The organism is Desulfovibrio sp. (assembly GCF_009712225.1).
Classification (GTDB): domain Bacteria; phylum Desulfobacterota; class Desulfovibrionia; order Desulfovibrionales; family Desulfovibrionaceae; genus Desulfovibrio.
In genome coordinates this window covers 394,591-408,256 of record NZ_WASP01000003.1, presented here as the reverse complement: position 1 = coordinate 408,256, position 13,666 = coordinate 394,591, and the positions used below count along the sequence as shown (strand labels likewise).

The window sequence follows — 13,666 nt, the reverse complement described above, 5'->3', positions numbered from 1 at the left end:
TTAGCGGTTGTGTCAGCGGGGTATCGCGACCTAGGGGCGCAGATACGAAGTGATCAGTGCGTCGTAGCGCGAGGTGGCCTCAAAGGCGCGCGATGCCATAACCTGCCGGAACTCAAGACCCACGGTGGTGTCTTTTTCCAGCTCTTCCATGGCGGCGGTGTACCACTGCGGCGAGGGCAACACCAGAATACTGTGGAAGTTTTTGGCAGCTGCACGCAGCATGCAGGGGCCGCCGATGTCGATTTCCTCCACGGCCTGCTCAAGCGAAAGGTGGCGTTCCACCGCGCCCGCAAAGTCGTAAAGGTTGACGCAGACAAGGTCAAAGGGGCGAATGCCCTTTTCGGCCAGGGTCTGCATGTGCTGCGGTTCGTCCTTGTTGGCAAGAATACCCGCGTGAATTTTGGGGTGCAGGGTTTTGACCCGGCCACCCAGAATTTCGGGGAATCCAGTCACGGTGCTCACTGCGGTGACGGGCAGACCGGCCGCCTCAAGGGCCTTCTGTGTGCCGCCGGTAGAGATAAGCTCTACCCCCCGCGAGGTAAGAAACGTGGCAAACTCCACAAGGCCGCTCTTGTCCGTAACGCTCAAAATGGCGCGACGAATGGGCAAAATATCCATAAGCGACTCCTTGAAAAATATCCCGGATAGGGTTTGGCGGCATACTTACGCCATGTTTTTAATAGCGCTAAAAGCCCGTTTTGGCAATGCGTTGCGGTCTGATTACAGTTGCAGGCTCTTGCCCGTCAGCCTTGCTGCGGCTATGCTGCGACAGGAGGAACTATGCAGCTCAAGCTTGTTTCATGGAATGTCAATGGCCTGCGTGCAGTGGCTGGCAAGCCCGAATGGCAGTGGTTTGCTCAAACCGACGCACAGGTTGTGGCCCTGCAGGAAACCAAGGCCCACCCCGATCAGTTGAATGAAGATGTGCGCGAGCCGGAAGGCTGGGAATCGCACTGGTCGTGGAGCACGGTGAAAAAGGGCTATTCTGGTGTGGCGGTGTTCAGCAAGGTTCCTTCACTCAATGCCAGTATCGAACTGCCCCAGCTGGAATTTCAGGGCGAGGGGCGTCTGCTGCATTTGGAATACCCGCAGTTTCACTTTTTCAACGGCTATTTTCCCAACGGCGGTGCAGAAGAACTGGACGACAACGGCAAACCTACAGGCCGGTTCAAGCGCGTGCCGTACAAGATGGGATTTTTCGAGGCCTTTCTTGCCTATGCGGAAGAATGCCGCAAAAGCAAGCCCATTGTAGTGTGCGGCGATTTCAATATCGCGCACCGGCCCATTGATCTTGCGCGGCCCAAGCAGAATGAAAAATATACTGGCTTTTTGCCCGAAGAGCGCGCTTTTCTCGACCGCTTTACGGCCATGGGCTATGTGGACACCTTTCGCCACGTGCACGGCGAGGCCGAAGGCAACTATTCGTGGTGGTCGTACAAGAGCCGCGCACGTGAAAAGAACGTGGGCTGGCGCATAGACTACTTTTTTGTATCGCAGGAGCTTGTGCCAGCAGTGCGCGACGCCTGGATAGAAAAAGACGTATTTGGCTCGGACCACTGCCCCGTGGGGCTCTGTCTGGAATTTTGATTGGTTGGGGCGTGAATGCAGCCGGGCAGGAAGCGTTTGATTCCAGCCCGGCTGCATCAGCCTGAGCTGCCCTGACCCAGCGAACCGCTCTTTCCCGTTGCGAGATGCCGCAACTTCTATATCGGCAGTTTAAGCACTTGTCGGCTGTGCAGAAATTTTTCTGAATTAACAATGCATTTCAATTAGATAATGATGGCATTGCCTTCCCTTAAAAGTGGGGGTAATGATATCGATTATGCAAAGAGCGTGACTACTGCGGCGTTTTTTATGCCGCAGGGCAGCGCTGAACAAGGTTTAACGTACCCTAGCCACACAGCATTTTGAGTCATTCCGCTTGCCGGAATGCGCCCGCCAGGAACCATCGCCCGCCTTTCGCGTTTTGTCCGATACTCCTGATTTGCCGATACGCGTCGTATGTCCTTTTGATTCAGTTCTGCGTCATTGTTCCTGGGCTTGCCCCGATTCCGTACTCCCTTCCCTGCTCCAAAAGGGAGAGGTTACCTTGCCGCCTTTGCGGCACAGAATGAGGAATGTGATGAAAAAAGATTCCGACTCCACCCCGTCTTTGCTCGCGCACAGGGAAGTAACCCGGCGTGAGGTTCTCAAATGGTGTGCTGCGCTTGGCGGAGCAGCCGTTTTGCCCATGGGCTGCGGCCTGCCCCTTGGTCTGGCCCGTGCCGCCTCCCTGCCGCCGTATGGCACGGGCGAGCAGTGCTTTTATTCCGGCTGCGTGGTGAACTGCGGTTCGCAGTGCACGCTTCGCGCCTTTGTAAAAGATGGCCGCGTCACGCGCGTTGAAACGGACAATTCCGAAGACGGCCCCAACAACAGGGCCATCCGCGCCTGCCTGCGCGGGCGTTCCATGCGTAAGTACACCTATTCGCCCGACCGCATCAAATACCCCATGCGGCGCGTGCCCGGCGCAAAACGCGGCGAGGGCAAGTTTGAGCGCATTTCGTGGGACGAAGCCCTGGATACCGTGGCCAAGGAATGGGTGCGCGTGCTGAATACCTATGGCCCGGAATCGGTGCACCGCATGTACGGCTCGGGTACCACTTCGAGCGGCATGACGCGCCGCAACGAGTTTTTCCGTCTGGCAAACATGCTGGGCGGGCATCTGGACGAATACGGAACCTACAGCACCGCCCAGATAGCAGCTGCTATTCCCTATCTTTACGGTAGCAACGAGGGCAACACCGTCAACGACATGGCGAACTCAAAGCTCATCGTCATGTTTGGCTGCAATATTCTTGAAACCCGCCAGAGCGGCGGCGGCCTTTCGTATGAGCTGTTTGAAGCCAGAAAAAAGGGCAACGCCCGCATCATCATGGTTGACCCCCGGTATTCCGACTCCATGGCCAAACTGGGCGACGAATGGGTGCCCATCCGGCCCGGTTCGGACGGCGCACTGATCGCGGCCATAGCCTATGTGCTCATGAACGAAGGGCTGGTTGACCAGCAGTTTGTGGATACGCACTGCCTCGGTTTTGACGAGGAGCACATGCCCGAGGGTGTGCCCGCTGGCAACAGCTACCGCGCGTACATCATGGGCGAAGGGGCGGACAAGACGCCCAAGACCCCGCAGTGGGCAGAAAACATCACCGGCTACCCGGCGGACAAAATTATTCGCCTTGCCCGCGAGATAGGTTCTACCAAGCCGTGCTGCGTCATCCAGGGCTGGGGGCCGCAACGTCACGCCAACGGCGACACCATTTCCCGTTCCATTGCCATGCTTGCCATTCTTACGGGCAACGTGGGCATTGCGGGGGGTGGTTCCGGCAGCGCAGAGAGCGTGAGCCAGATTGGTTTTCCGCGTATGCCCGAGGGTACAAACCCGGTCAAGACGCGCATTTCTTTCTACACCTGGATCAACGCCATTGATGACCACACCCAGGTGACGGCCAAAAAAATGGGCCTGCGCAACAAGGAAAAGCTGGATCACGGCATCAAGTTTTTGTGGAACAGCGCGGGCAATGCCCTCATCAACCAGCATTCGGACATCAACGCCACCCGCAAGATTCTTGAGGATGAAAGCAAGTGCGAATGCATTGTGGTGGTGGAAAACCGCATGACGGCCTCGGCCAAGTTTGCGGATATTCTGTTGCCTTCCGTAACCCCGCTGGAACAGGACGACATCATCCAGCAGGGCTATCAGGTGGACCAGAGCTCCCTGCTCATTGCCCGCAAGGCCATCGAGCCTCTGTTCGAGGCCCGCTCGCAGTACGACATCTGCGCTGCGCTGAGCGAAAAAATCGGCAAGCTTCTGGGGCGGCCGGATCTGACGGAAAAATACACCGAAGGCCGCAGCCAGCTTGAGTGGGTAAAGCATCTTTACATGCAGGCCCGTGCCAAAAAGCCGGAACTGCCGGAATCATTCGAAGAAGCTTCAAAGGTTGGCCTGTTCAAGTGGTTCCCCATGCCGCAAAAGGTGGCTTACAGGGATTTTCATGAAAATCCCGCGGCCAGCCCGCTCAAGACTCCCTCTGGCAAGATAGAAATATTCTCCAAACGCCTGTGGGATCTGAACCAGACATGGGAACTGCCCAAGGGCGATGCCATCTACGCCATACCCGTGTACGAAAAAACCTGGGAAGGCCCGGACGACCACGAGGGAATGAAAAAGCATCCCTTCCAGCTCATCGGCCACCACTACAAGGGGCGCGTGCACTCAAGCTACGCCAATATTCCCTGGCTTGAGCAGGTTGCGCCGCAGCAGCTCTGGATAAACGAGGCAGATGCCGCGCTGCGCGGAATCAAACACAACGATATGGTCAAGGTGTTCAATGACCGTGGCGTCGTTGTGGTGCGGGTCAAGGTGACGCCGCGCATCATGCCCGGCGTGCTCAGCCTGCCGCAGGGCGCGTGGTATGCCCCGGACAAGAACGGCGTCGATCAGGGCGGGTGCATCAATACCCTGACAAAAACGCATATGACCCCCCTGGCCAAGGGCAATCCGCAGCACACCAATCTTGTGGATGTGGTTAAAATCTAGCCTGCCGCGCGGAACTGTCTGCATTGAGGAGATTTATTGTGAAACAGCCGGCTTTTTATATAGATATGACCGCCTGTACGGGCTGCAAGACATGTATGGTCGCCTGCATAGACGGGCACGACCTGCCCCAGGGCGTCATGTGGCGGCGTGTGGCGGAATACACCGGCGGCAAATGGGTCCGCCGGGCCAACGGCACATATGACCAGAACGTGTTTTCATACTACACGTCTGTAAGCTGCAACCACTGCCAGAACCCCGTGTGCGTCAAGGTGTGCCCTACCACGGCCATGCACAAGGACGAGCAGGGCATTGTGAGCGTGGACCCCGACAAGTGCGTGGGCTGCCGCTATTGCGAGTGGAACTGCCCTTACTCCGCCCCCCAGTACAACAGGCAGGCGGGCAGAATGACCAAGTGCGATTTCTGCAAGGACAGGCTGGGCGCCGGGCTCAAACCCCTGTGCGTGGAAGCCTGCCCCATGCGGGCCATCCACTTTGGCGAATATGAAGACCTGAAAAAACAGTTTGGTGACGCAGTGCATGTGGCTCCGCTGCCGGAGCAGGGCGTTACTTCTCCCTGTCTTGTGATTACGCCGCCCCACAATGCGCAGCCTGTGGGCAGCAATATGGGCAGCATCCGTAATCCGGAGGAAATGTAGCATGGAATATCTTCAGGAATTCCCTCTGGTATTCTTTACCCTGCTGGTTCAGATGGCTGTGGGCATGGTGCTGGTTGGCAAGTGCGTGCTTGGCAATGAGGCCGACCGCGCCCTGCGCGAAGGTGTGCGGCGGCAGAACGTGGCCGCGCTGCTTCTGTTTGCCGTGGCCGGGGGCATCAGTTTTGTGCATCTGGGTACGCCCCTGCACGCGCCTTTTACCCTGCTGCACGTGGCGCAGTCGTGGCTCAGCCGTGAAATCCTCATGGTTGGTGTTGTCGGGCTTGCCCTGCTGTGGCTGGTGCTGGTTGGGCGCAAAAAGCAGGCGGTAGAAGCCGAGAAAAAGGCCATGGTTCTGGCGGGCCTGTGCGGTATCGTGCTGCTGTTTACCATGAGCTGCGTTTACAATCAGGGCACAATGCCCGGCTGGCAGAACTGGGGCGTCTTTACCGCCTTTCTGGCATCCATGAGTCTGCTGGGTGCTTCCTGGCATGCGGTTGTGCTGAGCATGCGCAAGGAAGGCGCGCCTGTGCGCGCTCTGGGCCCCTGCCTTGTTTGGGCCGTGCTTGGCCTTGTGCTCATGGCTGTAAGCCTGCCGCTGGCCATGCCGGAGCAGTCCTATCTTGTTAATCCCGTTTCACGGCTTTTGCCCCCGGCCTGCATTGCCGGGTCACACGGGCTGCACGCGCTGGTATCTGGTCTGGGCGTTGTGCTGCTGGCGCTGGGCGCTGCCCGTGGCATGCAGGGCAAGGGCCTCAAGCCTGCGCTGACGGTTGCCGCCTTTATCCTGATTGTTCTGGGTGAAGTGTTTGGGCGACTTGTGTTTTATCTTTCCTATTCACGTCTGGGCATGTAGGCGCGGCAAACCTTACGGGGGCCATCTGGCCCCCGCATCATAACTATGGATCAGGAACAGTTGACGCAATATCTTGTGGCCTTGCAGTTTTGCAGCCGTATTTTCCAGAATTCGCCAGACGAAGAAATGCTGCGCGGTGTTGTTGGCGGCGGTCTTTTGCAGGGTCTGGGCAGCTGGGAATGCTTCCGGCCATCGGAGCAGGCCGCAAAGCTCTGGGGCGGGGCGCTTGCACCAGAAACCAGTGCCGCAGAACTTGCGGCGGCCTACCCGGCGGAAGCTGCGCAGGATTCATGCCGATCCATCTACCTGGATCTGCACATGGACCATCTGGCCCTGTTTTCCGGGCCGCAGCCTTTGGCCGCTCCGTGGGAATCTGTCTGGCGTGAGAAAGACCGCCTGCTTTTTGGACACAGCACGCAGGAAGTGCGCGACTGCTACAGGGAGTGGGGCATAGCCGCAGAACGTGACGGACACGAACCGGAAGACCACCTGGGGCTGGAGCTGGCCTTCGTGCTCTTTCTTGTGCAGAACCTGGGCTCTGGTGCCGTCTCCTGTCGGGGAGAATCCCCGCAGGCGGTGCTGGCTGCTTTTATGGACGGGCATATCATGGTCTGGGCCGGGGAGTGCCTCAAAAAGGCATCGGAATGCGCCAGCACGGTGTTTTATCGTGAGATGTCTGCCCTTTGTTGTCTGCTGCTTGGCAGTGTTCGCAGGTATATTGCGGGGTTGCCAGCATAGGTGCGCTCTCGCAGTGCTTTTTGACCAACAGCAAAAGCCGTTCCTTGCCGTAAAGTGGGGAACGGCTTTTGATCTGGCAATCTGCCACCTGTAAAATGCGGCTTAATCCAGCAGGCCGAGCAGGCGCGCCACGCGCTGTTCGTTCAGGCCGGTATGCACCTGAATAAGCTCCTGACTGTGCTGCACTGCTTCCTGCTCCACCTGGGCAAGGGCCTGACGCATTTCGTCAGAATTGAGCATATGCGGGGTGCCGGGAACAGTCTGTTCCAGCACTGGCGCAGCAGAGGTGCCAGCCTCGTCGTCTGCGGGGGCAGCGGGGGCTGCCGGGGTGCTTTCGGCCCGGTTTACGGGCAGCATCGAGTTGACCCTTTCCTGAAATGTGGGAAAAACCGGCCCCAGATCATTATTACGAAAACGGAATTCCAGTTCCATTGGGCATCTCCTCAGGCTTGACGCAGGGCGTCATTGCACTCGCGCTGTGCGCGCGGCGGCCATGTGGAAAAATTGACCGCCTTTCGGTAATGCCCGGAATTATGCAAAAATCAGGCCGTTTAATGCGTGTGGGTGCCGGTCTGTCGTTTACTCGAGTATTTTAACCAGCAGACCCGGCGCAAGGCGCACCTGACCGTCCACCACTATGTGGTCGCCCTCGGCTATTTCGCCATCCAGCACAGTGCGGTCGCCGTGTTCAAACAGCGGGCGCACCTTGCGGTAGCTGGCCCGACTGTCCTTGTCCACCACGTATACGTAGGATTCTTCGCGTCCAGACTGCACTGCTCTGGTGGGCACGGTGAGGGCCTGGGTTGCAACGCCAAGGGGCAGCTCAACCTGTACAAACTGGCCCGGCCACAGGCGGCGCTGGTCGTTGGCAAAGGTGGCCCGCAGGCGGATTGTGCCCGTACGCGTGTCCACAGTATTATCCACCAGCGTGAGCAGGCCGGTTTCCGGCTTGCCGCCCGCAGGAGTAGCCGAAACCTGCACGCGGCTCTGGGCCATCTGCTCCAGAATGACAGGCAGGTGAACTTCTGGCACAGAAAAGCCCACGTAAATGGGCGAAAGTGTGTCGATGCTGACAATAACCGTGGCGTCGGCCGCTTTGACCATGTTGCCCTTGTCTACGCTGAGCGCGCCAACGCGCCCGCTAATGGGGGCCACCACAGTGCAGTAGCTGAGGTCGAGGGCGGCGCTTTCCACACTGGCTTTGTCTGACTGCACGGTTGCGCGCAGGGCGGCGGCCTCGGTGGCGGTTTTTTCGTAGGCGTCGCGGCTCACGTAGCCGCTGCCCACCAGTTTGCCGTAGCGGGCCATGTCATCCAGCGCTTTGGCAAGCTGGGCCTGCGATTTGGCAAGCTGGCCTTTCTTTTCGCGCAGGGCTGCCTCAAAGGGGCGCGGATCAATAGTGATCAAGGGGTCGCCTTCGCGTACGTCCTGCCCTTCGGTAAAGTGGACCTGCTGTATTTCACCCGTAACGCGCGGCTTTACGCCCACAGAGGATGAAGCGCGCACGTTGCCCACGGCGTGCAGCAGGCGAGGCACATCGGCGCGCGCCACGCTTTCAACCCGCACTGGAGCGGGGGGCGTTGTATTTTTTTTGCTGTCGTCCTGCGAACAGCCCGTCATAGCGAGCAGCAGAACCAGCGGCGCCAGAATCAGCTGGACAAAGCGCGGCCGGGCAAGGCGCAGCGGCAGATGGGGCAGAGGGGTCTGGAATACGTTCATGGGCTCCCCACAATATATAGAAACAACCCTTGGCAGTCACCGGGTGCAAGTGGAACGGTGAAGCAAGCTTGAATCTGCGTCAAGAAATTAGTTAGCTATGCATCTAACAATCTGCGTTTGCCCCCCTTTTTGCAACGATTGACATTCGGCACGGTCACGGCATAATTACGCCGCATTTTTCAGGCAATCATCCGTTGCCGTTTTTCTTGACGGCGGCAGCCTCAGCAGCCCGCATTCTGGGCTGAACCAACCATATATATGCGCCAGCGGCGCTACAGGGAGCATGAATTGGCAAAAAACCGCGCATTGCAGCAGTGGCGGGTGGAGGATTCCATCGAGCTTTACGGCATCCGTAATTGGGGTGCCGGGTATTTTGACGTGTCGGATGCGGGCGAGGTTGTGATTTGTCCGCAGGGGCCCAAGGGGCCGCAGGTTTCGATACCAGAGGTTATCGCCGGGCTTAAAGAGCGCGGCTACGATATGCCCGTGCTGTTGCGCGTGGAGAACATTCTGGATTCCCGTATTGCCAATATCCATGAGTCGTTTCGCAAGGCGATCAAAAGCCTGAACTACACCGGTTCGTACCGGGGTGTTTTTCCCATCAAGGTTAACCAGCAACAGCAGGTGGTGGAAAAAATAGCCCAGTTCGGCTCTACCTACCATCACGGGCTCGAGGTCGGCTCCAAGGCCGAGCTCATCGCCGCCGTGTCGCTCATGCGCGACCGCGAGGCCTGCATTGTCTGCAACGGCTACAAGGACGAAGAATTCATCGACCTTGGCCTTCAGGCTTTGCGCCTTGGTTTTAACGTGCTGTTTGTTCTTGAAATGCCCAGCGAACTGGAAGTTGTGCTCGAGCGCAGCAAGGCTCTGGGCGTGCGGCCCAATATTGGCGTGCGCGCCAAGCTGGCCGTGAAGGCCAGCGGCCACTGGACCGATTCTGGCGGCGAGCGCTCGACCTTTGGTCTTTCACCCGCCCAGATAGTGGACGTGGTGGACACGCTCAAGGCCAACGATATGCTCGACTGCTTCAAGCTGCTGCACTACCACCTTGGTTCGCAGGTTTCCAACATTCGCGACATCCGTACCGGCGTTATGGAAGGCGCTCGCCTTTACGTGGGCCTGGTGCAGGAAGGCGCGCCCATGGGCTACCTTGACCTTGGCGGCGGCCTAGCCGTGGACTATGACGGTTCGCACACCAACTATGTTTCGTCGCGCAACTATACGCTCGACGAATACAGCGCCGACATTGTCGAAGCCATCATGAGCATTCTTGATGAGCAGAAGATCGCGCATCCCCACATCATTACGGAATCTGGCCGCGCTACGGTGGCCTACTATTCCGTACTGCTCTTCAACGTGCTTGATGTAAGCATGGTGGAAGAAGTGCAGCTGCCTGACACCCTGCCAGAGGGCACGCCCGAGCCGGTGCAGAACCTGCGCGAAACCCTTGCCAACATAACCCTGCGCAACCTGCAGGAATGTTACAACGACGCCATCTACTACCGCGACGAAATGCGCCAGCTCTTTTCGACTGGCCGCGTGAACCTGCGGCAGCGCACCCTGGCCGAGCGGTTTTTCTGGGCCATCATCATGCGCATTGCCCAGGAAAAAACGCGGCTCAAGACAATACCCCGTGACCTTGCGGATATCGACGTGAGCCTTGCCGATATTTATTACGGCAACTTCAGCGTGTTCCAGTCGCTGCCCGACTCGTGGGCCATCGACCAGCTGTTCCCGGTTATGCCCGTGCACCGGCTCAAGGAATTTCCCGCGCGGCAGGGCATTATTTCTGACATTACCTGCGATTCTGATGGCCGTATTGACCATTTTATCGATCCGCAGGGCATGAAGCCCACCCTTGACCTGCATCCGCTGCGCGACGGCGAGGAATATTACCTTGGTGTGTTCCTGGTGGGTGCGTATCAGGAGACTCTGGGCGATCTGCACAATCTTATGGGCGACACCAACGTGGTTTCCATACGTGTGCGGGATGACGGCAATTATGAGTACGTGCGTGAAATCAGGGGTGACTCTGTGGCTGATATTCTGAGCTATGTGGAATATGAGCCGCGCCGCATTCTTGAAGATCTGCGCAGCACGGCAGAGCAGGCCGTGAGGCAGGGGCGGATTTCGCCCAGTGACCGCTTTGCCATCATGCAGGTGTTTGAAGACGGCCTGCGCGGGTATACCTATTTTGAACGGTAGGGCTGTGTAGCGAGGCTGCATGGTTTAGATACGGCATAGGGGAAGGGGAGAGTTTTTGTGTTGATGGGGGTAAGAGCCTGTCAGCCGCATTTACACAAAACCGACTTTTCCGCCCTGAATGCGTCTGCGCCGGGATTTTGATCCACCCTGAATTGAGTACGCTGCGCTCAAAATCCCGGCGCTTCCTTTTTTGGCCGAAAAACGCGTATTTTGCACATTCGCTCAACACCAGCCATCGCCTGCGCTTCGCTGCGGCGAGTTTAAGGAAGGCGACGCGACAACCTGCTTTTGATGGCGGGTGCGAAAGGTAGGAAAGGCAATATGTGCAGTGCGAAAATGGTGTGATCTGTGGCGGGGAAATGCACAATGGTAGAGAGAGTTTGATGGAAGGGATTACGGATGCGCGAAGCTTTTTTGAGTAGCAATTTTGCCATGATTGTTGGCTGAAAGGGCCTTTGCCCAAAGCAGAAGCGGGGTATGGCATTTACGCGGCGCGGAGGGAGATCACCTGAACGAGCGTAGCGAGAGAGGGAAGCTCCCACAGCACTAGCCGCGTGCCCTCGCCATGCTGCGGAAATTGAAAACTTTTCTTAGGGGGTGCTTCGGGGGGATGCAAGGGGGGCCGAGAAGGGGGCGGAGCCCCATAACCGGTCCCACCTTGCTGCGCGCCGCACAGGCGTCCAAAACATCGCCGGACGGCGAAACTTCGTGCCCGCAGGGCAGCAAAATCAAAAAAAGACCGCCCGCCGCGCAGGCGAAATTACGCCAGCCAGCACCTCGCACGCCATCCCGCCCCAAGCTCTTTCCACTGCGGGGCTTCGTGCCGGCAGATATCCTTTGCCGTTGGGCAACGCGGATGAAAACGGCAACCGGCTGGCGGCGCAAGCGGGCTCGGCAATTCGCCTTCCAGCGCGGCAATGGGCTCGCCCCGACGACTGCCCGTGGGCATGGCCGCCATAAGCGCCTTGGTGTAGGGGTGGGCAGCGCCTTCAAAGAGGGCTTCGGCGGGGCCTTCTTCCACAATCTGGCCGAGATACATCACCATGATGTGGCGGCACAAAAAGCCCACCACGGCAAGATCGTGCGAAATAAAGAGGTATGCCGGGCCAAACTGCTCCTGCACATCGCGCAGCAAGTTGAGCGTCTGGGCCTGCACCGAGGCATCAAGGGCCGAAACCGGTTCGTCGCACACAACCACATCGGGCCGGGTGATGAGCGCTCTGGCCACGGCAATGCGCTGTCGCTGACCGCCAGAAAATTCGTGCGGATAGCGGTTGCCCATGCCCCCAAGACCCACGGTCGCCAGCATGTCCTCGGCCTGCGCGCGGCGCTCGGCGCGGCTGACCCCGCGCGCGGCCAGCGGTTCTGCCACGGCGCTGCCTACTGAAAGACGCGGGTTGAGCGATGAAAAAGGATCCTGAAAAATCATCTGGATGCGCCCGGCAGCCCAGCTGTCGGCTCCTGCGGGTGGCAGGGGGCGGCCTTCAAGCAGTACCTCTCCCTGCGAGGGGGTGAGCAGGCCGCAGGCCAGCCGCCCGAGGGTGGACTTGCCGCAGCCGGATTCGCCCACAAGGCCAATGCTGGCTCCCTTTGCAAGGCTCAGGCTGACGTGGTCGACGGCGACAAGCGAGCGCCTGTCGCCGAACAGACCGCGTCTGATATCAAACACGCGCGAAACATCCTCCAGCCGCAGCAGGGCTGAATCCGAAGTCTGTTCCGGCATGTGCTGGTTTAGCATGTCTTGCCCGCCACTCCGGCAGAGCTGAAGGTTGCCATGTCGTTATACATTGCGGCAGCGCAACGCAGCAGGTGGTAGGCCACAGCGCCCCCCGTGCCCTCACCAAGGCGCATGCTCAGGTGCAGCAGGGGATTGTTGCGCGATTCGCCGCCGGTCAGCTTGGACAGTGCGCGTACATGACCCGGCTCTGCCGAGGCGTGCGACAGCACGGCGTAGTCGGCCAGCTGGGGGCAGATGTGCAGGGCCGCCACATAGGCCGCGCTGCAGATAAAGCCGTCCACCAGCACGGGCAGGCGGCGCGAGGCCGCACCCAGCATCAGGCCAGCCATAAGAACAATTTCAAAACCGCCCACCGCCGCCAGGGTGTTGATGGGGTCGCCGTCGCGCAGCATGGGCTCATTTACGGCAAGAGCCTTGCGCACAATCTCGGTTTTGTGGCGCACCATGTCGGCATTGGCGCCTGCGCCGGGGCCGGTCATCTGCTCCGGAGTAAAGTTGAGCAGCGAGCAGTACAGGGCAGTGCCCGCAGTGCTGTTGGCTATGCCCATTTCGCCCACACCAAGGCATCGATAGCCTTCGTCGGCCAGCTGGTGGGCCAGCTCAACGCCCATGCGCAGACCTTTGAGGCAGGTCTCGCGGCTCATGGCCGGGCCCTGGCTCATGTCGGCAGTGCCGTCGCCAAGGCGGCGTTCGATCAGGATGGAGTGGGGCTCGTAGGGGCCGCCGTCGCATCCCGCGTCCACTACGCGCAAATCCATGCCCGATGTGCGGCACAAAACATTTACGCCAGCGCCGTTGTTAAAAAAGTTTTGCACCATCTGCCGGGTTACGGCCTTGGGAAAGGGCGAAACGCCCTGCTCGGCCACACCGTGGTCGCCCGCCACCGTAAGCATGATGGCCGGGCTGACATTGATGGGAGTCTGGCCGCCGCTGATGGCGTAGAGCTTTTGGGCAAGGTCTTCAAGGCGGCCAAGGCTGCCCTGGGGCTTGGTGAGGTCGTCCAGGTGGGCCTGGGCAGCGTCCAGATCTTTATCAAGCAGGGGCGCGATGCTCAGACCGGGCAAGATCAGTTCCAGCAGGTTGGATTGGGTGGTATTCATGCCGTTTGTTTATCCTTAACGGCTTCTGTGTGCAAGGTAGAGCGGCTGGGGGCAAACTAATCTCGCACCGGGTACTTT

Annotated in this window: 11 protein-coding genes; 6 read left to right on the top strand and 5 right to left on the bottom strand. The window is 58.9% G+C overall.

Annotated features, from left to right (window positions below; all coding sequences use genetic code 11):
- Nucleotides 1-30: 30 nt before the first annotated feature.
- Complete coding sequence (locus tag F8N36_RS03025) at nt 31-618, bottom strand: IMP cyclohydrolase (RefSeq protein ID WP_291331257.1); 588 nt, start codon at nt 616-618, stop codon at nt 31-33.
- Between the two features lie 162 nt (nt 619-780).
- Between F8N36_RS03025 and F8N36_RS03020 the strand changes: the two genes are divergently transcribed.
- From F8N36_RS03020 to F8N36_RS03000, 5 genes are all read left to right on the top strand, one after another.
- Nucleotides 781-1,587, top strand: coding sequence for an exodeoxyribonuclease III (locus F8N36_RS03020; RefSeq protein ID WP_291331256.1), 807 nt, complete (start codon nt 781-783; stop codon nt 1,585-1,587).
- Between the two features lie 535 nt (nt 1,588-2,122).
- Entirely contained in the window at nt 2,123-4,579 is a 2,457-nt protein-coding gene (locus F8N36_RS03015; RefSeq protein ID WP_291331255.1) for a DMSO/selenate family reductase complex A subunit, read from the top strand.
- A gap of 38 nt (nt 4,580-4,617) precedes the next feature.
- On the top strand, nt 4,618-5,235 hold the full coding sequence (locus F8N36_RS03010) for a DMSO/selenate family reductase complex B subunit (protein ID WP_291331254.1): 618 nt from the start codon (nt 4,618-4,620) through the stop codon (nt 5,233-5,235).
- Nucleotide 5,236: 1 nt separating this feature from the next.
- Nucleotides 5,237-6,088, top strand: coding sequence for a DmsC/YnfH family molybdoenzyme membrane anchor subunit (locus F8N36_RS03005; protein WP_291331253.1), 852 nt, complete (start codon nt 5,237-5,239; stop codon nt 6,086-6,088).
- A gap of 45 nt (nt 6,089-6,133) precedes the next feature.
- Nucleotides 6,134-6,826: a molecular chaperone TorD family protein gene (locus tag F8N36_RS03000; RefSeq protein ID WP_291331252.1), complete on the top strand. Its 693-nt coding sequence runs from the start codon at nt 6,134-6,136 to the stop codon at nt 6,824-6,826.
- Nucleotides 6,827-6,928: 102 nt separating this feature from the next.
- On the opposite strand, the gene F8N36_RS02995 is transcribed toward F8N36_RS03000, so the two are convergent.
- Together F8N36_RS02995 and F8N36_RS02990 are read right to left on the bottom strand one after the other, a co-directional pair.
- Entirely contained in the window at nt 6,929-7,258 is a 330-nt protein-coding gene (locus F8N36_RS02995; protein WP_291331251.1) for a pseudouridine synthase, read from the bottom strand.
- Between the two features lie 147 nt (nt 7,259-7,405).
- Nucleotides 7,406-8,545 (bottom strand): efflux RND transporter periplasmic adaptor subunit, encoded by a 1,140-nt coding sequence (locus tag F8N36_RS02990; RefSeq protein WP_291331250.1) that lies wholly within the window; start codon nt 8,543-8,545, stop codon nt 7,406-7,408.
- Nucleotides 8,546-8,833: 288 nt separating this feature from the next.
- Between F8N36_RS02990 and speA the strand changes: the two genes are divergently transcribed.
- Complete coding sequence (gene speA / locus F8N36_RS02985) at nt 8,834-10,750, top strand: biosynthetic arginine decarboxylase (protein WP_291331249.1); 1,917 nt, start codon at nt 8,834-8,836, stop codon at nt 10,748-10,750.
- A 760-nt stretch (nt 10,751-11,510) separates the two neighbouring features.
- Here speA and F8N36_RS02980 read toward each other — a convergent pair.
- Together F8N36_RS02980 and cobT are read right to left on the bottom strand one after the other, a co-directional pair.
- Nucleotides 11,511-12,473: an oligopeptide/dipeptide ABC transporter ATP-binding protein gene (locus F8N36_RS02980; RefSeq protein WP_291331392.1), complete on the bottom strand. Its 963-nt coding sequence runs from the start codon at nt 12,471-12,473 to the stop codon at nt 11,511-11,513.
- Nucleotides 12,474-12,481: 8 nt separating this feature from the next.
- Nucleotides 12,482-13,588, bottom strand: a complete 1,107-nt coding sequence (cobT, locus tag F8N36_RS02975; RefSeq protein WP_291331248.1) for a nicotinate-nucleotide--dimethylbenzimidazole phosphoribosyltransferase — start codon at nt 13,586-13,588, stop codon at nt 12,482-12,484.
- Nucleotides 13,589-13,666: the final 78 nt, after the last annotated feature.